At 43.3% G+C, this 23,246-nt stretch carries 22 protein-coding genes; 15 read left to right on the forward strand and 7 right to left on the reverse strand.

Translation table 11 applies throughout. The features are described 5' to 3' along the window. Window positions 1-17: 17 nt before the first annotated feature. The 6 genes from DIU38_RS17040 to DIU38_RS17065 all read left to right on the forward strand — a co-directional run bounded on the left by DIU38_RS17040 (window position 18) and on the right by DIU38_RS17065 (window position 6,616). Window positions 18-1,889, forward strand: coding sequence for a porin family protein (locus tag DIU38_RS17040; RefSeq protein WP_112652267.1), 1,872 nt, complete (start codon window positions 18-20; stop codon window positions 1,887-1,889). Window positions 1,890-1,929: 40 nt separating this feature from the next. Beyond that, complete coding sequence (locus tag DIU38_RS17045; protein WP_112652266.1) at window positions 1,930-2,997, forward strand: HU domain-containing protein; 1,068 nt, start codon at window positions 1,930-1,932, stop codon at window positions 2,995-2,997. Then, the gene (locus tag DIU38_RS17050) at window positions 2,994-3,707 is read left to right on the forward strand and encodes a MotA/TolQ/ExbB proton channel family protein (protein WP_091163111.1); all 714 of its coding nucleotides are present in this window, start codon (window positions 2,994-2,996) and stop codon (window positions 3,705-3,707) included. The genes DIU38_RS17045 and DIU38_RS17050 overlap by 4 nt, the downstream gene beginning before the upstream one ends. After that, the gene (locus tag DIU38_RS17055) at window positions 3,704-4,105 is read left to right on the forward strand and encodes an ExbD/TolR family protein (RefSeq protein WP_090523411.1); all 402 of its coding nucleotides are present in this window, start codon (window positions 3,704-3,706) and stop codon (window positions 4,103-4,105) included. Before DIU38_RS17050 ends, DIU38_RS17055 begins: the two co-directional genes overlap by 4 nt. Window positions 4,106-4,341: 236 nt before the next feature. Continuing rightward, window positions 4,342-5,160: an energy transducer TonB gene (locus tag DIU38_RS17060; protein WP_090523406.1), complete on the forward strand. Its 819-nt coding sequence runs from the start codon at window positions 4,342-4,344 to the stop codon at window positions 5,158-5,160. A 145-nt stretch (window positions 5,161-5,305) separates the two neighbouring features. Further along, window positions 5,306-6,616, forward strand: coding sequence for a bifunctional folylpolyglutamate synthase/dihydrofolate synthase (locus tag DIU38_RS17065; protein WP_112652265.1), 1,311 nt, complete (start codon window positions 5,306-5,308; stop codon window positions 6,614-6,616). Between the two features lie 98 nt (window positions 6,617-6,714). On the opposite strand, the gene DIU38_RS17070 is transcribed toward DIU38_RS17065, so the two are convergent. Then, the gene (locus DIU38_RS17070; protein WP_112652264.1) at window positions 6,715-7,233 is read right to left on the reverse strand and encodes a lipocalin-like domain-containing protein; all 519 of its coding nucleotides are present in this window, start codon (window positions 7,231-7,233) and stop codon (window positions 6,715-6,717) included. Between the two features lie 106 nt (window positions 7,234-7,339). Between DIU38_RS17070 and DIU38_RS17075 the strand changes: the two genes are divergently transcribed. From DIU38_RS17075 to DIU38_RS17085, 3 genes are all read left to right on the forward strand, one after another. Beyond that, window positions 7,340-7,687, forward strand: a complete 348-nt coding sequence (locus tag DIU38_RS17075; protein ID WP_112652263.1) for a winged helix-turn-helix transcriptional regulator — start codon at window positions 7,340-7,342, stop codon at window positions 7,685-7,687. Window positions 7,688-7,767: 80 nt separating this feature from the next. After that, window positions 7,768-8,760 carry an L-glyceraldehyde 3-phosphate reductase gene (gene mgrA, locus DIU38_RS17080; protein WP_112652262.1) on the forward strand — a complete coding sequence of 331 codons (993 nt, stop codon included), beginning with the start codon at window positions 7,768-7,770 and terminating at the stop codon, window positions 8,758-8,760. Window positions 8,761-8,852: 92 nt separating this feature from the next. Further along, on the forward strand, window positions 8,853-9,824 hold the full coding sequence (locus DIU38_RS17085) for a Gfo/Idh/MocA family protein (RefSeq protein WP_112652261.1): 972 nt from the start codon (window positions 8,853-8,855) through the stop codon (window positions 9,822-9,824). Window positions 9,825-9,914: 90 nt separating this feature from the next. Here the strand turns inward: DIU38_RS17085 and DIU38_RS33135 are convergent, their stop codons facing one another. Continuing rightward, a complete protein-coding gene (locus DIU38_RS33135; protein ID WP_167516215.1) occupies window positions 9,915-10,091 on the reverse strand; it encodes a DUF6496 domain-containing protein in 177 nt (58 codons plus the stop codon). 327 nt (window positions 10,092-10,418) lie between these two features. Between DIU38_RS33135 and DIU38_RS17090 the strand changes: the two genes are divergently transcribed. The 4 genes from DIU38_RS17090 to DIU38_RS17105 all read left to right on the forward strand — a co-directional run bounded on the left by DIU38_RS17090 (window position 10,419) and on the right by DIU38_RS17105 (window position 14,676). Then, window positions 10,419-11,513 (forward strand): AI-2E family transporter, encoded by a 1,095-nt coding sequence (locus DIU38_RS17090; RefSeq protein WP_090523376.1) that lies wholly within the window; start codon window positions 10,419-10,421, stop codon window positions 11,511-11,513. A gap of 347 nt (window positions 11,514-11,860) precedes the next feature. Further along, the gene (locus tag DIU38_RS17095; protein WP_112652260.1) at window positions 11,861-12,823 is read left to right on the forward strand and encodes an MBL fold metallo-hydrolase; all 963 of its coding nucleotides are present in this window, start codon (window positions 11,861-11,863) and stop codon (window positions 12,821-12,823) included. Window positions 12,824-12,841: 18 nt separating this feature from the next. Further along, window positions 12,842-13,726 carry an alpha/beta hydrolase gene (locus DIU38_RS17100; protein WP_112652259.1) on the forward strand — a complete coding sequence of 295 codons (885 nt, stop codon included), beginning with the start codon at window positions 12,842-12,844 and terminating at the stop codon, window positions 13,724-13,726. A 62-nt stretch (window positions 13,727-13,788) separates the two neighbouring features. Next, a complete protein-coding gene (locus DIU38_RS17105; RefSeq protein ID WP_112652258.1) occupies window positions 13,789-14,676 on the forward strand; it encodes an alpha/beta hydrolase in 888 nt (295 codons plus the stop codon). Window positions 14,677-15,251: 575 nt separating this feature from the next. Here DIU38_RS17105 and DIU38_RS17110 read toward each other — a convergent pair. Together DIU38_RS17110 and DIU38_RS17115 are read right to left on the reverse strand one after the other, a co-directional pair. Then, window positions 15,252-15,821 carry a tetratricopeptide repeat protein gene (locus DIU38_RS17110; RefSeq protein ID WP_112652257.1) on the reverse strand — a complete coding sequence of 190 codons (570 nt, stop codon included), beginning with the start codon at window positions 15,819-15,821 and terminating at the stop codon, window positions 15,252-15,254. A gap of 61 nt (window positions 15,822-15,882) precedes the next feature. After that, the gene (locus DIU38_RS17115) at window positions 15,883-16,419 is read right to left on the reverse strand and encodes a GNAT family N-acetyltransferase (RefSeq protein WP_112652256.1); all 537 of its coding nucleotides are present in this window, start codon (window positions 16,417-16,419) and stop codon (window positions 15,883-15,885) included. 204 nt (window positions 16,420-16,623) lie between these two features. Between DIU38_RS17115 and DIU38_RS17120 the strand changes: the two genes are divergently transcribed. Both DIU38_RS17120 and DIU38_RS17125 read left to right on the forward strand, forming a co-directional pair. Then, window positions 16,624-17,694: an NADH:flavin oxidoreductase/NADH oxidase gene (locus DIU38_RS17120; RefSeq protein WP_112652255.1), complete on the forward strand. Its 1,071-nt coding sequence runs from the start codon at window positions 16,624-16,626 to the stop codon at window positions 17,692-17,694. 114 nt (window positions 17,695-17,808) lie between these two features. Then, a complete protein-coding gene (locus DIU38_RS17125) occupies window positions 17,809-18,228 on the forward strand; it encodes an OsmC family peroxiredoxin (RefSeq protein ID WP_090523343.1) in 420 nt (139 codons plus the stop codon). Between the two features lie 151 nt (window positions 18,229-18,379). Here the strand turns inward: DIU38_RS17125 and DIU38_RS17130 are convergent, their stop codons facing one another. The 3 genes from DIU38_RS17130 to DIU38_RS17140 all read right to left on the reverse strand — a co-directional run bounded on the left by DIU38_RS17130 (window position 18,380) and on the right by DIU38_RS17140 (window position 23,033). Further along, complete coding sequence (locus DIU38_RS17130) at window positions 18,380-18,745, reverse strand: hypothetical protein (protein WP_112652254.1); 366 nt, start codon at window positions 18,743-18,745, stop codon at window positions 18,380-18,382. A gap of 198 nt (window positions 18,746-18,943) precedes the next feature. Next, a complete protein-coding gene (locus DIU38_RS17135) occupies window positions 18,944-20,530 on the reverse strand; it encodes an AGE family epimerase/isomerase (RefSeq protein WP_112652253.1) in 1,587 nt (528 codons plus the stop codon). A 4-nt stretch (window positions 20,531-20,534) separates the two neighbouring features. Continuing rightward, the gene (locus tag DIU38_RS17140; protein WP_112652252.1) at window positions 20,535-23,033 is read right to left on the reverse strand and encodes a glycoside hydrolase family 9 protein; all 2,499 of its coding nucleotides are present in this window, start codon (window positions 23,031-23,033) and stop codon (window positions 20,535-20,537) included. Between the last annotated feature and the right edge of the window lie 213 nt (window positions 23,034-23,246).

Here is a 23,246-nt window from a genome sequence, read left to right on the forward strand (position 1 = left end):
ATAAAAAAAGACAAGCAATGAACTCAAGATACACATATACGCTGCTTACCTTAATAATAGCATTATACTTTGTTCCTGCCCAGGCACAAACAAAGAAATCTACCAAAAAAACAACAGTAAAAACTGCGACAAAAAAAACTGCCGTTAAACCGGCACCTAAAAAGGCCGCGCCAAAACCTATAGCTAAAAAAGCTACAGACAGCAAAAGCTTGGGCGATGCTGCTGCAAAAACAGCGCAGGATACTACTAAAAAGGGAGGCGGCAATAATCCCAATAACGCTGCCAATGGCGGTAGCTTATCAGAAGAAATTGTAGTGACCACTGCCTACAAACCGGTGTTGGCCGATGCGGTAAAGATCCGTCGCAACCCTGATTTGGAAGATAAAGTGCCCTTTAAAGCACCTTTAACCTATGCCCCGCTTGATAAACGCCAGGAGCAAAACTCCGAGATCAGGCAGCTTGACCCAATGAAAAGGCCGGCAGAACAGGATTCTGTTTTAACCAACAACTTTGCTAAAGTTGGTTTTGGCAACCTGAAAACCATTTATGGCGAAGGCTATTTTGCCAACGGTCGGGATGAGGCTTTACAATTTGGCGGTTTCATAAAACATTTGTCGCAATCTGGCTCACTGCAAAAACAAACCCAAAGCCGCGATGACGTTGGTGTTTTTGGTAAAAGTATCATTGGCGATAACAATATCTCAGGCCGCATCAACTACAATCGTTTAGGCACCTATTTTTACGGTTACAACCAGGATGCTCCCGACAACAACTTTGTACCGACAAAACAGCACTTCAATACCATAAGCGGCGAGGTTGAACTGGCAAAGAATTACAAAGACGTTGAAAACGACTTTACCTATGCTGTAAAGTTAAAAGGATACGCATTTAGCAATGCTTACCAGGCTCGTGAAAACAATGTCGTTATATCGGGATTTTTAAATCAAACGGTTAAGCAGTTTTATGCAGGCTTAAGCGGATCGTTGGATCTGGCCAGCCAGAAAGACAGCCTTTACAGTCTTGGTAATAACATTGCACGTGTCAACCCTTATATTAAATTTCAGGGCGATAACTATAAAATAGATGCAGGCGTTAACATCGTAAAAGAGTTTGGCGATTTTGGTAAGTTTTACATTTTCCCAGCCGCTAAATTGGAGGTACAGGTAATCCCTAAATATGTACGCCTTTTTGTTGAAGCTAAGGGCGACGTAAACCGCTCTTCACTGCACGATTTTGCCATGATCAATCCCTTCATCGGCCAAAACATCAACATCAAAAACTCGGTTGATCAGCTGGATATCAGTGCCGGTTTAAAAGGCACCCTGGCCCCCGGCTTAAGCTTCAAAGCTTCCGTGTACCGCAACAGCATTAAAAACATGCCTTTAATGGTGAGTAACTTCAACGCCGAAGGCAACAAATTCGCTGTTATTTATGATGATGGCAAAGCCCGCGTAAACGGCTTTAATGGCGAGCTGGATTTTAAAGCAACAGACGATTTTAACATTTTCGGCCGCGTTGAAATAAAAGACTATCAAATGGCTAAAGAAAGTGAGCCATGGAATTTGCCTAAATTTTTATTAACTGCAGGTACTGCAATACATATCGACAGCAAATTGACTGTTACAGGTTCGTTGCTTATCCGCGGCTCAACAACCGACAGGTTATTGGTATTGGCACCAACTTCTACCCCGGGAAGCCCGGTTTACAACCAGATTAAACAGCCTATTAAGGGCTTTGGCGACCTGAGCGGCAGTGTAGAATACAGGATAAACAGCAGGTTTTCGGTATTTGCGCAGGCTAATAATATCCTGAGTAGTTCCTATCAAAATTGGTTATACTACCCTAACTACGGATTTAATATCTTTGGCGGGGTAGGGTACTCGTTTTAAGCCCTGTTTGATGTTTTAAAATTAACCGTATTTTTACCGGATGGATATAGCCAATTATTTAAGCGAACTACTCGGCCGGTACACCGAAATAAGTGTACCTGGCTTGGGCTGCTTTTCGCGCCTGCGCGTAAATGGCTATTATGATGATGTACAGGCAACTTTTTATCCGCCCGATCATAAGCTGCATTTTGATCAGGAGGCTAAAGACGATGAGATATTGACACGTCATATTGCCGAAAAGAAAAAGATCTCCCTGGCATCATCCAAATATTTCACCGAAAAATACATTAACAGCCTTAAGCAGGAACTGGTGTTGCATGAAGTACCTTTTGCCCAATTGGGTTGGTTTTATATGCAGGAAGGCAAAATTGCTTTCAGACCGCAGGAACAGGCACCGGGCAGCGATCCTTTGTTTTTTGGCCTTACCCCGGTAACCATTAACAATGTTAACTATGTGCCCCCGCCACCACCGCCGCCGCCTTTGCCTACGGCCATCCCTTTACAGCAAAGCTATACACCGCCGCCGACAGCCGCAACATTTGTTGAGCAGCCTGAGTATATTGATGATGAACCCGAAGTTAAGCGGGGTATCAGCATTTGGGTTATAATAGCAATTGCAGTGGTTATACTTGCCGCAGCAGCTTTTGGCGTATATAAATATAACCCCGCACTATTACGTCTTAACAATGGCAGCCCTGAAGAACAACCAAAGGTTGAAAAGCCCAAAGCTGCTCCCGTAATTAAGCCTGATAGTATCCAAAAGGATTCCACTCCAACGGTTGCTGATACGACAAAGACAATTTCTAAACCTGTTGAAGCGTTAAATAAACCGGCAGCTAAAACAGATACCGTAGCACAGCCGGAGTTTGCCATATTTTTAGGATCGTTTAAAACGGTAACCAAAAGCAATGAGGCCGTTAAAGATTATAAAAGCAAGGGAATTGACGCCCGCCTGCTGAAAGGCCCCGGAACCGGTCCGCGGATCAAGATCATAATTGGAGGGTTTTCCTCATCTGGGGAAGCAGAAGCCGTGAGAAAAAAACTCATATCACAAGGAAAAATAACTAAAGACACATACTCAAAACAAATTACTGATTCCACGAAATGACTTTATTATTAATTCAGCAAATTACAGATACCGCCAAACACCTGGCAGATACCGCAAACCACGCCGTAACAACCGCAGCACTGCCAACTGAAGAACTTCGCTTTGGCGACCTGTTGATCAAGGGTGGCTGGGTAATGATCCCGATAGGTATTTTAGCTGTACTGGGGCTGGTAATATTTTTTGAACGTTACTTTACTATCCGTAAAGCATCTCGTGATGAATCAAACCTGATGGTACAGGTACGTTCAAGTATCCACTCGGGCAATTTGGAATCGGCCATTGCTATTTGCCGTAACAACAACACACCACTTGGGCGCATGCTGCAAAAAGGCTTATTGCGCATTGGTCGCCCTATAAAAGATATCGAAGGGGCTATTGAAAACGTTGGTAAGCTTGAGGTATCGAAACTGGAAAAAAACATTGGTATTTTAGGTATCGTAGCCGGTATAGCACCGATGTTTGGTTTCCTTGGTACTATTGCCGGTGTAATCAAGATCTTTTATGATATCTCAAAAACCGATAACATCAGCATGGGTGTAATCTCTGGCGGTTTATACGTAAAAATGGTAACATCAGCCGCAGGTTTGTTTGTAGGTATCGTAGCTTATGTGTGCTACCACGTTTTAAATATGATGGTTGATAAGGTGATCCTAAAGCTGGAAACCGATGCTATTGAATTTATTGACCTGTTAGAGGAGCCGAGCAAATGAATTTAAGAAAACGACACAGGGGCGCATCGGCAGAAGTACATACGTCGGCAATGAACGATATTATGTTTTTTCTGCTGCTGTTTTTCCTTATAGCATCAACAGTTACCAACCCTAACGTTATTAAGTTGGTGCTTCCTAAGTCATCAACAGGGCAGTCGGTATCTAAAAAAACCATAACTGTTTCCGTAACCAAAGACCTGAAGTACTACGTAGATAAAAAGGAGATCCCGGTGGATGCCCTGCAAACTACACTGGCGGGTTACAAAACCCTGGCTACCGAACTTACCATAGTTTTATATGTTGATAAAACTGTAGCCATACAGGATGTGGTACAGGTAATGGACGTAGCACAAAAGTTGAACATTAAACTGGTTTTGGCGACAGAACCTAAAGGATAACCGTGGCAGTGAGTTTAAAGTTTATAGTAGATTATTGCAGTAAGTTACCGTAATCTTTTAAACAAACTGCCACTCTTTTTAGTAGCAGTTGTTCTTTAAGTAACAGTTGCAGTTTTTAGCAGTAGTTTTAACAGATTACTGATAACAATAAAAAAGTGCTACTCGCTACTGTCACTGCAACTAAGAACTGCAGCTAAGAAAATACTGCTAATTAAAAAATTGCACTAATTATAAAAATGGAGTACAGGGAAGAAAATAACTATCCGAAAGCATTTATAGCAACAGGCATTATTATGGCTGTGCTGATAGCGGCATGTTATTTTATCGTATTCAAAAATCCGCCGGTTGAAGAGAACGGAACAGGCGGCATATTGGTAAACTACGGTACGGTTGATGAAGGTATGGGCGATGATTACATGAGCACCGAAGAACCTTCGGTAGCAGAAAAAGCCAACCATACTAAACCGGATAAAGTTACCGAAAGTAAACCCACCGAAGAAAAACCAACGCCCGAAAGCAGCGAAAAAACGGTAGTTACCCAAAATAACGAGGATGCCCCAGAAGTGGCCGCGCCTACTAAAAAGCCAAGTCAAAATGTTGCCCCTACTCCACCGGTAAAAACACCGCCGGCAAAACCTACCGTTAACCAAAATGCTTTATATAAAGGCAAAGCATCGACGGGCACAGGCGAGGGTGATGGCACAGGCAAAACTCCGGGCAACCAGGGTAAAACCACAGGTACAACGCTTACCAATAACTATAACGGAACAGGATCCGGCAATGGCGGCAGCCTGAATATGGCACAGCGTAACTTTGTAAGCCGCCCCTCTGTAAGTGACGACAACCGCCAAAGTGGTAAAATTGTAGTTGATATCAGGGTTGATAAAGATGGCAACGTTACTTATGCCCGTGCCGGGGCCCGTGGTACCACGATATCAGATGCCGGCTTGCTTCAAAAATGCGAAGATGCTGTAAAAAATTCCAAACTTAACCCGCTTGATAATGCCCCCGATCAGCAACAGGGTACCGTTGTTTTTGTGTTTAAAGTAAATTAATTCGGGGAAAGCGAATGGATCATAGTTCATGGTTCATAGCGATGTCGAAATAATATTACAATTGTCAGTTGTCTTTTAGTAAGCTTCAGTACTATTTTTGCCTCGTAAAGTAGTGGTTCAAACCATGAACCATGAACCATGAACCATGAACTACGAACAATCCCTACAATACCTCTATACCCAGCTTCCCATGTTTACACGGGACGGGGCTTCGGCATTTAAGAAAGACCTTACCAATACGCTCGAGCTTTGCAGGCGGTTAGATAATCCCCAGCATAAATTTAGAAGTGTGCACGTAGGCGGTACTAATGGCAAAGGATCAACATCGCACATGCTGGCGGCCATTTTACAAACAGCGGGTTACAAAACAGGGCTTTATACTTCACCCCATCTCAAAGATTTTCGCGAGCGAATCCGCATTAACGGACAAATGATCAGCGAGCAAACCGTAGTTGATTTTGTTGAGGATCACAGGGCCGATTTTGATGAAATAGCCCCCTCCTTTTTTGAGATGACCGTTGCTCTTGCCTTTGATGTTTTCGCCAAAGAAAAGGTGGATATCGCCGTTATTGAGGTAGGTTTAGGCGGTCGGCTGGATTCAACAAATGTGATCACTCCCCTCCTCTCGGTAATTACCAACATAGGTTGGGACCACATGAATATGCTGGGTAATACCCTGCAACTAATAGCCGGCGAAAAGGCAGGCATCATCAAACCGGGCATCCCGGTGATAATTGGTGAACAACAACCGGAGGTATCAAACGTGTTTATCGATAAAGCTGCGCAAACTAACAGCAACATTCGGTTTGCATCAGAAGATTGGGTTGTTGAAAAAGTGAAAGGTGAAAGGCAAAAGGTGAAAGGTGATGCCGAATTATTGGAACTGCGCATCCAAAGTAAGGACTTTGAATTTAAGGGTTACGACTTAGCACTTGATCTCCCCGGTACCTATCAGCTTAAAAATGTAAAAACCGTTTTATCTGCCGTTGATGAATTACGCGAGCGGGGTTTTGTAATTACCGGTGAGCACCTCAAAACAGCCTTAAGGCAGGTCAAAAACCTCACCGGCTTACATGGCCGCTGGGAAACCTTAAGCCATAACCCGCTTACCATTTGCGATACAGGGCATAACCCCGATGGCATTGAGGAAGTGATGAAAAATATTGCATCTGTTAAATATAATCATCTGCATATGGTTATCGGGATGGTAAATGATAAAGATACCGGCAAAGTGTTATCACTGCTGCCTAAAGATGCTACTTATTATTTCTGCAAACCAGACATTCCAAGAGGCCTGGACGCTGAAAGCATGAAAGCACAGGGGGGGGCTCATGGTTTAATTGGTGAAGCCTACCTTTCTGTAAAAGAGGCATTGCTATCAGCACAAAAAAATGCAGCTAATGATGATCTTGTTTTTGTAGGCGGCAGCACTTTTGTGGTGGCTGAGGTTGTCTGAATCAGAATTTTAAGATTTTCAAAATTTTGATGTAGAAATAGGCGAGGTTTCCTGTTACTTCAAACTCTTTAAATCTGGGCTTGAAGTAAAACATTCTGTTAATTCTTAAATCCTGTAAATTCTGATTCAGACAGTTTCTTCCAAACCACCTCCCCTGTTATCGCTCCACCGGTAGTTGGCGCAGGTACAGTGTACTTAAAAATATCGCCCGAAATAGTAAAAGGGCGTTTTTGCTGTGTGCCCTCCCAGTTTGGGAATGATGCATGTTCTATATTGAAAATGATATTATTCCCTTCAACTTTATAGGTACCATAATGAGCGTTACACCCTTTTATCGCCACTTTGTTCTCCTGGTCGGTACCCTTAGCTTTATCACCCGATGCAAATTTTAGCCGGGCTTCACTGTAGATCTGTAAAGCATAATGCCCGATAGCGTCAATTACAAGGGTCCCCTTCGGCGAATCCCCGTAAAGATGGGTGCGGCTGCCGTCGGCGGCAATATTATCAACTGTTACCAATTCATAGGTTCCGGTCAAATTATGAACAGAGGGTTTGTTCTGTGCGGATGCTGCACACGTAGTGAACAATATTAGAATGAAAAGCAATTTATATTTCATGCAGCAAAGTTATATTTGCTATATTCTATTAGCAATAAGGCACAAAAAAGTAGCCTGATTACTAAAAAGTTACCATGCTGTAAATCAGTTATATTATTTTTAATTGATGGATAAAAAATCAAAACACGAGGCTCCAAGATGTGGTATCGACTACGCTTTTCAGCGGATAGGCGGCAAATATAAAGGTCGCATACTGTGGCGTTTACGCAATGGCACCATGCGTTATGGCGAGTTAAGGCGCACTGTAACAGGCGTAACCTCTAAAATGCTTACCCAGGCCCTGCGTGAGCTGGAAGATGATTGCCTCATCCTTCGGCAGGTGCATGTTGAAGTACCTCCAAGAGTTGAATATACCCTTACCGATACAGGCCGGGAATTACTCCCTTTTTTACAATTACTCCGCGATTGGGCCAAACATCAGATGCAGGTTAATGATATAGTGGCCATGCCATAATTTTAATTTCAGTAAAGTCAAAAACACCATTATTAATCTACATAAAATTCTATTTTTACGGCCCAATCCTTACCTGAAATATGACATATATAGCATCTGCCGATAGGTATCAAACAATGCAATATCGCCGCTGCGGTAACAGTGGCATCAAACTTCCGGCTATTTCATTAGGTCTTTGGCATAATTTCGGTCATGTTGACGTTGCCGATAATTACCGCAAAATATTACATCTCGCTTTCGACAGCGGCATCACCCATTTTGACCTGGCCAACAATTATGGCCCGCCTCCCGGCTCGGCCGAAGAGAATTTTGGAAAGATCCTGAAAGAAGATTTCCGCGATTACCGCGACGAACTTATTATATCAAGCAAAGCCGGTTACACCATGTGGCCGGGTCCATATGGTGACTGGGGCTCGAAGAAATACCTGGTAGCCAGCCTTGATCAAAGCCTTAAACGCATGGGGCTTGATTATGTGGATATCTTTTACCACCATCGCCCCGATCCAAACACGCCGCTTGAGGAAAGCATGGCTGCGTTGGATCTCATTGTTCGCCAGGGAAAAGCTTTGTATGTTGGTGTTTCCAACTACCCTGCCGAACTGGCCTCGAAAGCTATCAAAATACTCAAAGAGCTTGGCACACCGTGCCTTATTCATCAGCCCAAATACTCCATGTTTGAACGTTGGGTTGAAGGCGGTCTGCTGAATGTTTTAGGTAACGAAGGCGTAGGCTGTATCCCCTTTTCACCATTGGCGCAAGGTTTATTGACGGATAAATACCTTCATGGCATCCCCGAAGATTCAAGGGCTGCGCGACCAACCGGTTTCCTTCAAAAAAGTCACATCACCGACGAACGCCTGAGGCAAATCAGGGAGTTGAACAGTTTGGCTGTGCAACGCGGACAGTCCCTGGCCCAAATGGCACTGGCCTGGATCCTGAAAGATGAGCGCGTAACATCTGTATTGATAGGCGCAAGCAGGCCCGAACAATTATCCGATTCATTAAAAGCTTTGGATAACCTCCAGTTTTCGGCAGAGGAGTTAGCAAGGATAGAAGAAATTTTGGCCCCCTAACCCTCTAAAAGGAGGAACTATGACGGGCTTTATAATTGTAAAAATTAATTATTTTAAAGTCTCCCTTCAGGGGAGATTTAGAGGGGCTAACAATGATAAACTGGGGTATTATAGGCTGCGGCAACGTAACTGAAAAAAAGAGCGGGCCTGCATTTAAAAAAGTGGCGGGAAGTAATCTTGTGGCCGTTATGCGGCGCGATGCAGAAAAAGCGGCTGATTATGCTGCACGCCATGTTGTAGGCAAATGGTACAGCGATGCTGGTGAATTACTGAACGACCAGGAACTAAACGCAATCTACATAGCCACCCCTCCCGCATCCCATCTCGATTATGCACTTACCGCATTAAAAAAAGGGTTAAACGTTTATGTCGAGAAACCGGTAACCCGTAATTCGGCCGAAGCAAGGGCTATGGCAGCGGCAGTAAAGGAAAGCAATTCAAAACTTACAGTTGCCCATTATCGCCGGGCTTTACCTATGTTTTTAAAGGTTAAAGAATTGATTGACAACCAGCTAATTGGTGAGATCCGTACTGTACAGATCAGGATGTGGCAAAGCCGCAAACCAACTTTGATTGCCGATGTGGAAACCAACTGGCGTGTACAGCCCGAATTATCAGGCGGCGGCTACTTCCATGATCTTGCCCCGCATCAGCTCGATTTGATGCTGTATTATTTCGGCGAGCCTGAAATGTATCATGGTTTTTCGCTCAATCAATCAAACTCAACACCTGCCGACGATCATGTTTGCGGGCAGATCTTATTTAAAAATAAAGTAGTGGTTAACGGTTCGTGGTGTTTTAATGTAGCCGAAAGTGAAACCACCGATACCTGCGAGATCATCGGCACAAAAGGAAAAATCACCTTCCCGTTTTTTGGCAATTACATCAATTGGAAAACTGATAGTGAAGAAGACACCATAACTTTCACTCATCCCGAACATATCCAGCAGCCTTTCATAACCAAAATAGTAGCTTACTTTAATGGCGAAGGGCCTAACCCCTGCTCCATTGATGAAGCTGTAACGCTGATGGATATCATCGACGCGTTTACATTAAAGAAGTAAAAAAATCAGGCCAAAACCTGTCGAAGTATGGTGTTTAAATTCATCAAACTTCGACAGGTGCCGAAATTCTTTCCGGTTTATAACTAACCATTAACTTTTCTTCTTCGGCACTTTGGCACCTTCTTTTCGCGCTTCTGAAAGGCCTATAGCTACTGCCTGCTTTTTGCTGGTTACTTTTTTGCCGCTGCCGCTTTTCAGCTTGCCTTCCTTCATTTCGTGCATGGTTTTCTCAACCTTCTCTCCGGCTTTTTCTGAATACTTTGCCATAATGTTACTTTTTAAGTAAATGATAATATTACAATGCAAAATATTTGCCAAAACATAAAATCAGTAGTAGTTTTTTAATAGTAGCAGCGACAATTTTAGTAGCGGTTACTGAGCGGCAGTTGCAGCATATAGTAACAGCTTTAACGACTATAATAGCAAGTACACCAACTGTTCCTGTTGCTACTTAAAACTACAACTGCTGCTCAATCCGGCATGATTTAAACCTTTCGCATTTTTCATCCCGTCTGTTCCCGATTATTACTTATCTTCAAACTTCTGAAGTAATTACGTGTTAAGCCATCATAAATCCCCCTACATTTGCCCCATATGCCAACAAAAAAACTCATCGCTCCATTTTACGAACGTCTTGCTTTAGTACTTATTGGTTTTATGGCCCTTGGTTACCTGATTATTATGGGCAAGGATCTGCTTGATCCCATGATCTTTGGTTTTATTTTCGCCATACTGTTGCTTCCCGTTTGTAATTTTCTGGAAAATAAGCTGAGATTACCCCGCAGTATGGCATCGCTGGTTTCTATATTATTATTGGTTGGTGTTGTTGGGGGAATCCTCTACCTGGTAGGGTCACAGATCTCAAACATGGCTAACGACTGGCCGATGCTTAAAAAACAAGTTACGCAATCCATACGGGACCTGCAGGAATGGATTCAACACGCGTTTCATGTTAACGCTGCCAAGCAAATGGCTTATGTTGATGACACCGCCAAAAAACTCATGGAGTCGGGCACTGATGTACTGGGCACTACTTTTGGGGCCATCTCATCGATCATGCTGTTTTATGTGTTCATCCTGATCTTCACCTTTTTTATACTGCTATACAGGCGTTTGCTCATCCGTTTTATGGTATGGGTTTTCAGAGATGAAAATGAGCACGTGGTAATGGATATTGTTGAAAATATTCAAAGTATTTTGAGGCAGTATATATTGGGGTTACTGTTAGAAATGGTAATAGTGGCCGGAGTAGCCATTACCGTTTTTTGGATGATTGGTATAAAATATGCCGCTTTGCTGGGCATTATAGTCGGTCTTTTCAATATTATTCCATACATCGGGATCTTCACTGCCTTGCTTTTAAGTACTGTTATAACCTTTGCTACAGGCAGTATCAGCAATACTGTAGCGGTGGCTGTTAGTGTTATAGGTATTCACGCAGTTGATGCCAATTTTTTGCTGCCTACTATAGTTGGTTCAAAGGTTAGGCTCAATGCCCTCATCTCTTTTATAGGCATTATTTTAGGCGAAATGATCTGGGGCCTTTCGGGTATGTTCCTTTCTATTCCTGTTATTGCCATATTCAAGATCATATTTGACCGCATTGAAACACTTAAACCGTGGGGGTATCTGTTAGGTGGCGATTATGAATATAAAAAACCTGCTGCGAAGGCCATGAAAACAGAATAAATTCTCAAAAAAGGCAAACCCAAACCTGTAACCTTTCGTTTAAATACACTGAACTTTAATTTTGCAGAAACTGTTGCTCCCCCTAACAATGGAAATTGTAAGAGATACGCCACGCACTATTTACAGGTGTAAAAAATGTAATGAGCCTTTAAAAACCAGGCGTAAGCGCGGCCTGTTATTAAAAATCACCCTGTTTTGGCTTCCTGTTCGCAAATTTTTTTGTGAACGATGCCTTAAAACGCGTTATGTAATGTGACTGTTCATAAAAACAGGCGGCATTTTACTTTAATTATTTATGCATATCCTTAATTTAGTAGCGTAGCATACTAAAGCTAAATCTGCCTGAAATGAACCTCAAGTATAAATTACTGCCATTTTTATATATTTTCCTTTTCCCTGTAATTTTGGTTGCTCAAACTCCAAAGACCTCAACTTTCAGGCTGGTACCTTTAGGTGTGCTGGGGGGTATTGATGAAAGTAACTTATCGGCTTATATGCTTGCACCCAAAGGCAGCAATAATTACATCTGCCTTGATGCAGGCACAATCCATTATGGCATTGAAAAAGCTGTAACGTGTAAAAGCTTTAATGTACCCGGCAATGCTGTGCTCAGGCAGTATATTAAAGGCTATTTTATATCCCATCCACATCTTGACCATATTGCCGGGCTCATTATTAATTCGCCCGAGGACAGCACCAAAAACATCTATGCACTTAATGATTGTATTGAAACGATAAAGACGCACTATTTTACATGGAAAAGCTGGGCCAATTTTGCCGACCAGGGTGAAACACCGGCACTGAAAAAATATCACTATAAAGTACTGGAACCCGGTACCGAAACAGCTATCGAAAATACCGAGCTTAAGGTCCGGGCTTTCCCGCTCAGTCATTCCAATTTAACCAGTACTGCTTTTTTGGTTAATAGCAATAACAATTATTTGCTTTATTTAGGTGATACAGGCCCCGACGAGATAGAAAAAAGCAACAACATGCAAAACCTGTGGCAGGCTGCTGCTCCGCTGATAAAAAGCAAAAAATTAAAGGCTATTTTAATAGAGGTATCTTTCCCTAATGAGCAGCCGGATAAAACATTGTTTGGTCACCTTACGCCAAAATGGTTAATGGCCGAGATGGATAAACTGGCTTCGTTTACCGGCACAGATGCTATAAAAGGCTTAAACATTGTAATAACTCATTTAAAGCCGCCAATGACCAGCATCAGCAAAATCAAAACTCAGTTAAAAGCTGCCAATAAATTACAGCTAAACCTGGTATATCCGCAACAGGGGAAGGCCCTTAATTTTTAACCCTGAAACATCCATACCATGAAAATACTTAAGCCTGTTTTTTTATTCCTGTTGCTGGTAAGCGGCTTCAATTTATTTGCACAGCAGGGTAAGGTACTTGAAGAGCAAAGCCTCAAAAGCAAAATTTTAAAGCGCAATGTAAATTACGCGGTTTATCTACCTCCGGATTATGAAACGGCTAACCGCACCTACCCTGTAGTTTATCTCCTGCACGGCTATACCGATGACCATACCGGCTGGCTGCAATTTGGCGAGGTTAACCGCTATGCGGATAAAGCTATTAGCGATGGCACTATCCCGCCCATGATCATTGTAATGCCAAATGCCGATTCGAGCTGGTACATCAACTCTTATGACAGTAAGGAAAAATATGAAGACTTTTTCATCAAAGAGTTTATGCCTTATATTGAAAAGGCATTGCGCATCAAGGCCGAAAAAAAATATCGGGGCATTGCAGGCCTTTCAATGGGCGGTTATGGAACGCTGATCTATACGCTTAAACACCCCGATCTGTTTGCAGCCGGTGCAGCCTTAAGCGCCGCTGTATTTCCCGACGATCAGCTTGTAAGCACTCCTGATGATACTTATGAAAAAATATTTGCACAGCTTTATGGCCGCGGTTTAGAGGGAAGAGACAGGGTTAACAATGCATGGCAAAGTAATTCGGTTTTAAACCTGGTGCAAACCAAAACTACCGATGAGCTAAAATCCGTAAGGTACTGGATAGATTGCGGCGACGACGACTTTCTGAGCAAAGGCAACTGCCTGTTGCATATTGCCCTTACCGAAAAAAATGTACCGCATGAATTTCGCATGCGCGATGGCGCCCACACCTGGACCTACTGGCGTACAGGGATCACCAACGCACTGCAATTTATTGGTGATAGTTTCAGGCAAAAGTAGCAGATGCGCTGTTTTCATATATGCGGATGTGTAAATGACGATTAATTGAATCAATTTAGAATATGAGTATTATAAAAAGGATTTTGCTGGTTTGTTTATTGCTGATTTCGGCAAATGTATTTGCGCAAACTACCGGCAAGGTGATTGAAGAGCAATATATAAAAAGCGATATTTTAAATCATAATGTAAAATACGCAGTATACCTCCCTGCTGATTATGAAACATCAAACCGGACCTACCCCGTAGTATACCTGCTGCATGGTTATGGGGATGACCATACCGGCTGGCTGCAATTTGGTGAAGTTAACCGCTATGCCGATAAAGCTATTGCCGATGGTACCATTCCACCGATGATCATTGTAATGCCCGACGGGGGCACAAGCTTCTTTATCAATGCATACAAGGGCAAACTAAACTATGAGGACTTCTTTTTCAAGGAGTTTATACCATCTATCGAAAAAGAATACCGTATAAAAGGTACTAAACAATACCGCGGCGTGGCGGGCTTATCCATGGGAGGCTTTGGCACACTGGTATATAGCCTTAAACATCCCGATATGTTCTCAGCAGCGGCGGCTTTGAGTGCTGCGGTACGTAGCGATGATGATTTTATGGCGATACCCGACGAGCGCTGGAAGGATGTATATAGCAAGGTATTTGGCCCCGATCTTAAAGGAAAAGAACGCCTTAATGCTACCTGGCAGGCTAACTCCATACTGGGATTGGTACAAAGCAAAACAACCGATGATCTGAAAAATGTGCGCTACTGGATAGATTGCGGTGATGATGACGCGCTGAGCAAAGGGAACAGCCTGCTGCATATAGCCCTTACAGAAAAGAAAGTGCCACATAAATTCCGCATCCGCGACGGAGCCCACAACTGGACCTACTGGCGCACCGGCATCACCGATGCTCTGGCGTTTATTGGTGATAGCTTTAGGCAAAAGTAGGACGCAGGAGTATAATAAAATAGCTATTAAATCCGGAGACTTCTGAAGATTGTTTCGGGCTCCCACAGGTCAAGTCAACGCTTTGATTAGCATGCGGAGACGTAACGTGTGGGGGTGCTGAAACAAGTTACCCATGACATGTTTAAAGCAAGATCTTCGTCAGCAGGTAAGCTTCGGACGAAAACGGGCAGAACAATGGTGGCTCTGAGCGAAGGAAAGGGCATAGCAAGTTTTTGCAGAAGCATTGGGCATGCGGGGCGAAGCGGGGCAAAATAATTGCAGCCCGTGGTTTTGACCGTTTGCAGGGCAAAGGCCGGGCTGTGGGTATCTGGGCGGGGAGAGCGCAAAGAAGCCTCCCTGCTGACTTGATTTTTTGGTTACTTTTTTATCAAGAAAAAAGTAACTGGCTCCGCGCGGCCAAGAGCGCGACGATGTAAGTTCTTAGAAAAAAGACTTTTACCTGCCTGTCGGAGATTGCTTCGTGCCTCGCAATGACGTGGTAGAGATGTCATTTCCCCTTCAGAATCCAACGGGTTTTAATCACTCAGCATGACTCCGGAAGGAGTAATTTAGCGCTAATCACTCAAAATATCCTCACACTTTCCTTTCAAAATCTTTAACCGGTTATTCAGTCCAGTCAACCCGGCATCATCACCTATGTTTTTATAAAGCGTTTTGATCAGGGCTAAAGTATTGTCGTCAGCATCGCAAGCCTGTGCCTTCTCCAATTGAGGCAGGGCTTTTTTTACAGCCTTAACGTATTCGGCATCTGTAGATGGATTATTTAAAGGTTTATCAGCATCGGGGATATTTTTGAGATACAAGTATCCTAAAGCCCGGTGGGCCACATAATAATCAGGTTCGGCAGCAACAACGCGCTCATATAAGGGTATCGCATTTACACTTTGATTATCATCTTCATAAAGCCTGGCCAGTGAATTGAAAAAATTGATCTTTACTTTGGCCGATAGCTTGGCTGTATCCTGCATAATTTGCCGGGATAGGTCCATTGCCTTATCCTGTTCACCCTGTAAACGCGCCAAATTAAAGTCGAGGTATTTGTTGTAGGTATCTTCAGCAGTTTGAGCCTGTGTTAAGGTAACCGCCATTAATAAGATTACTACCGTCAGTATTTTCCTGGGCATGATTGCGGGCTTGGTTCTAAGCTATAACGCTGAAACGGAGGGTTTAATATGAAACCCATAACTATAAAACCTTAAACATCTTAACCAAAGGCAATATTACCCCGTCAGGCATCGGCTGATCAATATTTTCCGTGGCTTTGTACCCCATAGCTTCGTAAAGCGGCACGCCGGGTAGTGTAGCTCCTAATTGCAGGCTTTTAAAGCCGTTGTTTTGTGCAGCAGTTTCGCAAACCTTTATGATATAACTACCTATACCCCTCCGGGCATAATCCGGATGAACAAAGAAAGCCCTGATCCTGGCAGCATCATGATTGGGATCAAGCAATGGGTCTTCAATTTCTTTAAGCTGATCGCCACCGTAAAGAGTATTGCGTTTGCTCCAGCCGCCACAGCCTACGGTAACGCTGTTTACTTCGGCTACATAATAAGTACCATCGGTAACCAATTGGGTATCCACTCCAAAAATGTACTTAATAGCACTTTCAATTTGCTGCTGATTATAATAATTAGTGCTTAATCCGCGGACAGAAAGAGCGATTAGCCCCTGCAATTCGGGGATATCATTAAAAGTTGCTAAGCGGGCTGTAATGGCAGACATGGTGGTAAATGTAGCGTTTTAGTAAATAGCACAACCTGCACTGTTAAAGAATTACCTTATTCTGAAAATTAAATAATTCTGTAATTCTGATCCGGACAATTCCTCCAGGCGCAAAACGCTTCTTTCCTCTCACTGCAATATCATTTTACAAAAACAGTACATACACACTGCTTGTTAGTACGCATATTTGCAAAAACAAAAAACATGTCTACACTATTCTCTCCCCTTAAAATAAAAAACATTGAACTAAAAAACCGCATCGTAGTATCGCCTATGTGCGAGTATTCAAGCCAGGATGGTTTTGCCAACGACTGGCACCTGGTACACCTTGGCAGCTTTGCTACAGGCGGTGCAGGGTTAATCATCACCGAAGCCGCCGCAGTATCACCCGAAGGCCGCATTACCTTCGCCGACCTGGGTTTATATAAAGACGAACATGTTGAAAAACTAAAACAGATCACTGATTTTATAAAGGCTCAGGGGGCTGTTCCGGGCACACAGCTGGCCCATGCAGGGCGTAAGGCAAGTCACCAGGAACCGTGGAACGGCGGTAAACAGATCCCTGCCAATCAGCCAAACGGCTGGCAAAGTGTTTCGGCAAGTGCCATTTCCTTTTTTGAAAATGAAGAACCACCCATAGCTTTAGATAAAGCAGGTATTGAAAAAGTAAAAGCCGATTTTAAAGCCGCTGCTAAACGGGCTGTTGATGCCGGTTTTCAAGTGATAGAATTGCATGGTGCACACGGATACCTGATCAATCAATTTCTTTCACCGTTCAGTAACCAACGTACAGACGAATATGGCGGAAGTTTTGAAAACCGCATTCGTTTACTCCTCGAAATAATTGAAAGTGTTAAGGAAGTTTGGCCTGAAGAGAACCTGCTGTTTGTACGGATTTCGGCAACCGAATGGGTAGAAGGCGGATGGGCGGTCGGAGATTCTGTTGCATTAGCTAATATTTTGAAAGGCAGAGGCGTTGACCTGATTGACTGCTCAACAGGCGGTAACATACCAAATGTTAAAATTCCATTAACGCCGGGTTATCAAGTTGAATTTGCCGAAAAAGTTAAAAAAGAAAGCGGTATACTTACAGGTACGGTAGGTTTGATCACCAAATCGGATCAGGCTAACGAAATTATAGAAAGCGAACGTGCCGATCTTGTGTTTTTTGCAAGGGAAATGCTTCGTGATCCACATTTTGCCCTGCGCGCGGCACATGAGCTTGGCGAGGAAATAAAATGGCCTGTTCAGTATGAACGCGCTAAATGGCATTGATTGGTTAATGGCTAATAGTTTATGGTTCATAGCAGTACCCGAAACTATTTCTTAAACTAATCCAACCATGAACAATGAACCATAAACTATGAACTAATATAAAAACCACACGCTATGAAACGTACAGCAAACGCCCATTGGAACGGTACATTACAGGCAGGCCAGGGAGAGATCACTACCCAGAGCACTGTATTAAACAAAACCCAGTATTCATTTAAAACCCGCTTTGCCGATGGCATCGGTACTAACCCCGAAGAGTTATTAGCTGCCGCTCATGCAGGCTGCTTTACTATGGCCGTTGGCGCTGCTTTAACCCAGGCAGGCTTTACTCCTAATGATTTAACTACCGATGCAATTCTTGACCTTGATATGCAGGCTTTAGAAGTTACAGGCATCCATTTAGAAATAAAAGGATCAGCAATTGATGGTGTTTCTGAAGAACAATTCAAAGAAATTGCCGAAGGCGCCAAAGCTAACTGCATTATTTCAAAAGCACTGAGCGTACCAATTACTTTGAGTGTTACTTACGCTTAATTACATTTTATAAAATACAAAAGGGGGATTGTGCTGTGCACAATCCCCCTTTTGTTGACTCATCCCCTATCCACTCCTTTTTAAAACAACAAAGCCGCCAGCAAACCGGCGACTTTTCAGCACATATTAAATTAGGGGGTCAATAGCTATATTACAGCATAAATACAAGCAACATGGTAATATGTACCAAAACGCTAAATGCAAAAACGCCAAGCAATGTACGGATACCCGAGCCGCCCATGCCGGCTATAACGTTGGCAAAGAATAACACAAGAGTTACTACCAGTACTGCTATCGGAGCATTGTAATAATACAGCAGGAAAGCAGGTACAGGTAAAAAGAGCACACCTTGTGAAACAAGTGAAAACATGAACCAAACTGTTTTATTAGGGGCCTGGCTATCGGCAAAGGCCATTAACTTATTCCAGGTATTGTTGCCGGCTTGAGTATTGGCGGTGTTAACGGTATTGGTATTTTCAGCGGTCCATTCAGGAGCATTTATTTTTAAAGTTGCCATGATTGTTATCTTTTAATGATACAAAGATGGCTGGTACCGCTTACCTGTAACATGACCATAGTGCGTTAAAAAAATGATCGTGGTCACTTTTAAAAGGCTGAAAGCTGAGAGCAAAATGCACCCTAATAAAAACCGGGTTAAGACATTTGAACATTAACCAACTCACAATAGCATTACCATAAGCTATTGATCACTAAATTAAAAAGCTTTATTCAAAGAAGACTGATTACCCTCTAAATCAACCGCTCTCACTGTTAACTTGCCTTTACCCGCCGCACTCCTATCCACCACAAAATAATTTAACGGCGTAAAACCTATCCGTTTGCCATTATTGTAAATATTATAACCCAACACCCGCTTATTATCCTTAGATGCCTGCCATTTTAAGGTACCGGTAGCTTTAACCAGTATTACCTGCTTTGGCGCGGTGGGTGGTATTTTATCCGGGTCAAGTTGCATCACACAGTTCATCAGCGCGCGGAAAGTATGGTAAGTTCCCTTCCAAACCTGGCCTTTGAGAGCTGTTTTATACTGTGGTTGTTTATCTATGCCGCCCTGGTACCAGTCGCCATGTTCATGGTCAATGAGGTAGGTTTGCGTGTATTGCCACAGGGTTTTAAACTTTTCAAAGTACTGGTGCTTATCCTGCAGATACCTGGCAGCCATAATGAGCAGCGTGTTGAGCCCTTCTGCCTGCGCCCACCAGTTCTTGGTATCCTCAGTAATGGTAAGTCCGGGCTTATCTTTAAAGTAATAGCCCTCATCGTAAAAACCGCCCACTTTATTATCCCAGCCATTATCCAACGCATCATCAACCATTTTTTTGCCCACCTGCAAGGTTTTGACATCCCCTTCAATACCTAAAGCATGTGAAGCTTCGAGCATCAGATAAGCCGTTTCTACATTATGTCCGTACGAAATATGGTCAAGGCTATGATGCTGCTTATAAACGGCAAGGGTAGAATCGTGGTAAGATACCGGTGTCCAATCGGGTTGAAAAAACAGGATAAGATTTCCCTTATCATTAGTGATATTATCACGCACCAGCATTAACATTTCTTTCAGGCGGGTTTTAAGCAATTCATCCGGCCACACGCTGTATAATTCGGTAAACGCCTCCAGCAGATGGATGGATGAGTTTTGATCTTTATAACCCGTTTCGGCAGTAGATTTTATGGTTGCATCCCTCACAATTGGTGTTCCATCACGCTGCATGTGCTGATAGTAACCCTTATAAACCGGATCGTGAGCGTGTTTTTCCAACCACCAAAAACATTGCTTAGCCAAATTTAATGCGCTGGTATCGCCCGAGGCCTGGTAATATGCTGCAAGCGCGTAAATTGCAAAAGAATTACCATAAGCTTCTTTAGGAGCAAAACCACCCTGTTTGGGGTTGCCTTGTCTATCCGTAAAAATGTAAAAGCCCCCGTATTGCTTATCCCACAATTTATCACGCAAAAACTCATAGCCATGGCGGGCCCCCTCTATATAATATTTTTTTGCGGGGAAAAGTTCAGCGGCTTTGCTGTTGCTCCAAACGTGGCGTGCCTGGGTCACTATCATTTTATCCTGGTTACCTGTTGGCTTGAAATCATAGGTGAAAGCACTTAAAAAGCCACCATCGGCAGTATCAATAGCGGCCGGGTACCAGGGCTTAAGCAGTTCATCAACCATGGAGATTTGCATTTCATGGGCTATCTTTTGCTTTTCGCCCTGATTATTTTGGGCAAATACAATCGACACGGCGCTGGTTAAAGCCGATAGCAAAGTGATCTTCAATTTCATAAGCTTACTTTTTATTTAAAACATGATCGGCCGCTAAAACTAAAAACAGGTAGTCGGTTGTGCCACCGCCCAAAACGTATTCGCCCTGTTGCCATAGGTAAGGCCAGTTAAGCAGTTCCGGAAAATCAGGCCGGATAAGCGCCGTGCCGGAGGTAATACCACCGGGAATATATGAGCGGTCGGCCCGGTTAAAGCCGTAGGCTGTTGTCATTGATTTTGAACCTACGCCCGATACAAACGAAGCCGTATTAGAACCTGGATGGCAGCCCAGCACAAAATCAATGGCGTGCAGCATATAGGTGTCGCTAAAAACAGACGGAAAACCGGAGTATAAAAAGTATAGTTTATAACCAAAATTCTGGATACCCCACCCCGCTCCCCAAATATTGGGTTCATACGGAACTCCATAAGGGGTTTTACTTCCCTGCAGCTGAATTTGAGCATATAGTTTTTTTACTGCTTCGGTTATTTTATCATGATAATTTGCATCATTGATCAACCCCATGGTGCGGCCAACCAGCCAGCCGGTATTATCAATACTATTGGCTATCGCATCGGTATTGTTTACCAGGTAATCGGCATAGGTTTTATCTTTTGTGGCGATGAATAATTCTACCGCCAAAGCAACCCGATGGCGCAAAGTCTGGTCAGGTGTGTTTTTCCAAACTTCCTGTGCTATTTGCAGGCATTGCGTAGCAAGTGTATCATTATATCCCTTCATTACACGGCTTGCAGCAGCCAGGGCGGCGGCTGTTTCTAACGAACGGCCAGGGTTTTCCTCCGTAAACACCCAGCGGTCATCAGCCGCCGCGGGAGTTTTCAATACAGGGTTAATATTTGAAGCATTGGTTACAAAAGGTGTGTTATCGGTGATATTGGCGGCATCACCCAAAATGGTGTACTGCCTGATGGTTGGCTCAATAACTCCACGGTAAAAACGTCCCAAGGCCTGGTAGCCTCCTGTAATGGCTAATAAACCGTGCTCAATCTGTTGCAGCATATCCGGCTTGCCATCGGGCTGGTGAATTTCAACGATGTGGTTCTTTTGGTCGATAGTTGTGTTATCATATTTTACATCGAAAGCCTCATAAGCTAATGTAAGCCCATGTACCGTTTCTGCCTGCGATTCAACCCGCAGGTCAAAATCCCCGGCATCATGCCATGCACCGCGGTCGAGAAATGGCACGTTATCGCCCGGTTTATATTTATTGAGTGTACTATGCCCCTGAATATAGCCGTCGAAATGGTTGGAATCAACCGGTGCCATTCGGGCATCATCCATATGGCATAAGCCATGCCATACTCGGTATTTTTCGTTAACCCGCATATGGCACATCTGTGTAGGCAGGAAATATGAAAGCGTTGGCTGCCATACATCGTTTCTAAATACATCAGTGCTGATCTGGAATGGCTCAGTTTGATAATTGCCATATTTCACCAAGTACATACCCGGTGTGGTGATCTTTGTAAAATCAAATTGCAGGTAATGATACCTTAAAAAATCTCCCCAAATGGTGGGTGTAGCTTTCAAAGCGGTTATTAGTCCGCCGTTTTCATTTATCCTCATCAGCGAAACCGGCAATACTCTTTTATCATTTTTATCCAGTTCAATTACCGCAATTTTTTGCTGCGCGGGATGATAGCCTACCTGCGATACCTGAACTACCGGTTGCGATTGCCAGCCCTCTACAGCATTTGGAGTTATCAGCCATTCTACAGCATCTTTTGACACGCCTTTAGCCACTAACGAACGTACTACAAACCAGCCATTGTTATGCTTGGCCCGGCCATCTAACAATTGCAGGCTGCCGCCCAAAAGGTTTTCGATAGTCATGCGCTGCAAATCGGTTTCGGGCGTAATAGTGAGCTTTCTGCCTTCGGCCATGGGCATAACCTGGGTTTCACCTTCTTTGTCGATATAAGTTTGTCCGTCGGCCTGTTGAGGGAATACGCCAAATTGCTTATCCATGTAATAAGATTTGCCAAACAAAATCCCCGGGAATAACTCCAGGTTAAAACCAACTTTACCTATCCAATTATCGGGCAATGGTTTGTCCAAATCAATAATGATCCTGAACGCCTTTCCCGCAGGGATCACCCGAATATTATAAGCAAAATTCAGATCCGGATAGATAATAGGGTTAAAACCATGGCGGTTCATATCCGGGTTGGGGAACTCCATGCGTACGCTTACTTCGCCGGTAGCTTTATTAACCACACGCTTACCTACTTTGGGTATAGGCGACCATTGACCCGGCGTAGGCTCCAGCCTGATATCACCATTGGTAGCTACACGCTGTCCGTTTTGAATAATGCCTACCCCACCCTGGTGCCCCTCGGGGTAAAAATCATGTGCAAGCATTACATTTACGCCCTTATATTCAAGATATTCCTGCGCGTTAAGCTTCATTAAGTTAGCAGCAGGTTTAACCTGTGCATACAAAAAACAGGGCAGTAAACAACAGGCAGCAATAATCGCGCTGAAGGTAAATTTAGATCTCATCAGGATAATGGATTAACCGGTAATATGCAACAAGATATTTGCACGGCTAAAAATACCTCTGTGACAAGGGCTCAGTATAATGATATATTAACCTTTTGTTGCCGATTTTATACAATAACGGGGATTTTACATTAAAAATCACTATTAAAAAAAACCAGCCAATAACACCGCAATCAACTTATTACCAATTAATTAAAAATAAAATACCTGATA

This window comes from Mucilaginibacter metallidurans, assembly GCF_003286435.2.
In the GTDB taxonomy this organism is placed as follows: Bacteria; Bacteroidota; Bacteroidia; order Sphingobacteriales; family Sphingobacteriaceae; genus Mucilaginibacter; species Mucilaginibacter gossypii.

Coding starts and splice junctions, on each gene's coding strand:
- DIU38_RS17040 (WP_112652267.1), top strand. CDS start 18: ATGAACTCAAGATACACATATACGCTGCTTACCTTAATAATAGCATTA.
- DIU38_RS17045 (WP_112652266.1), top strand. CDS start 1,930: ATGGATATAGCCAATTATTTAAGCGAACTACTCGGCCGGTACACCGAA.
- DIU38_RS17050 (WP_091163111.1), top strand. CDS start 2,994: ATGACTTTATTATTAATTCAGCAAATTACAGATACCGCCAAACACCTG.
- DIU38_RS17055 (WP_090523411.1), top strand. CDS start 3,704: ATGAATTTAAGAAAACGACACAGGGGCGCATCGGCAGAAGTACATACG.
- DIU38_RS17060 (WP_090523406.1), top strand. CDS start 4,342: ATGGAGTACAGGGAAGAAAATAACTATCCGAAAGCATTTATAGCAACA.
- DIU38_RS17065 (WP_112652265.1), top strand. CDS start 5,306: ATGAACTACGAACAATCCCTACAATACCTCTATACCCAGCTTCCCATG.
- DIU38_RS17070 (WP_112652264.1), bottom strand. CDS start 7,233: ATGAAATATAAATTGCTTTTCATTCTAATATTGTTCACTACGTGTGCA.
- DIU38_RS17075 (WP_112652263.1), top strand. CDS start 7,340: ATGGATAAAAAATCAAAACACGAGGCTCCAAGATGTGGTATCGACTAC.
- mgrA (WP_112652262.1), top strand. CDS start 7,768: ATGACATATATAGCATCTGCCGATAGGTATCAAACAATGCAATATCGC.
- DIU38_RS17085 (WP_112652261.1), top strand. CDS start 8,853: ATGATAAACTGGGGTATTATAGGCTGCGGCAACGTAACTGAAAAAAAG.
- DIU38_RS33135 (WP_167516215.1), bottom strand. CDS start 10,091: ATGGCAAAGTATTCAGAAAAAGCCGGAGAGAAGGTTGAGAAAACCATG.
- DIU38_RS17090 (WP_090523376.1), top strand. CDS start 10,419: ATGCCAACAAAAAAACTCATCGCTCCATTTTACGAACGTCTTGCTTTA.
- DIU38_RS17095 (WP_112652260.1), top strand. CDS start 11,861: ATGAACCTCAAGTATAAATTACTGCCATTTTTATATATTTTCCTTTTC.
- DIU38_RS17100 (WP_112652259.1), top strand. CDS start 12,842: ATGAAAATACTTAAGCCTGTTTTTTTATTCCTGTTGCTGGTAAGCGGC.
- DIU38_RS17105 (WP_112652258.1), top strand. CDS start 13,789: ATGAGTATTATAAAAAGGATTTTGCTGGTTTGTTTATTGCTGATTTCG.
- DIU38_RS17110 (WP_112652257.1), bottom strand. CDS start 15,821: ATGCCCAGGAAAATACTGACGGTAGTAATCTTATTAATGGCGGTTACC.
- DIU38_RS17115 (WP_112652256.1), bottom strand. CDS start 16,419: ATGTCTGCCATTACAGCCCGCTTAGCAACTTTTAATGATATCCCCGAA.
- DIU38_RS17120 (WP_112652255.1), top strand. CDS start 16,624: ATGTCTACACTATTCTCTCCCCTTAAAATAAAAAACATTGAACTAAAA.
- DIU38_RS17125 (WP_090523343.1), top strand. CDS start 17,809: ATGAAACGTACAGCAAACGCCCATTGGAACGGTACATTACAGGCAGGC.
- DIU38_RS17130 (WP_112652254.1), bottom strand. CDS start 18,745: ATGGCAACTTTAAAAATAAATGCTCCTGAATGGACCGCTGAAAATACC.
- DIU38_RS17135 (WP_112652253.1), bottom strand. CDS start 20,530: ATGAAATTGAAGATCACTTTGCTATCGGCTTTAACCAGCGCCGTGTCG.
- DIU38_RS17140 (WP_112652252.1), bottom strand. CDS start 23,033: ATGAGATCTAAATTTACCTTCAGCGCGATTATTGCTGCCTGTTGTTTA.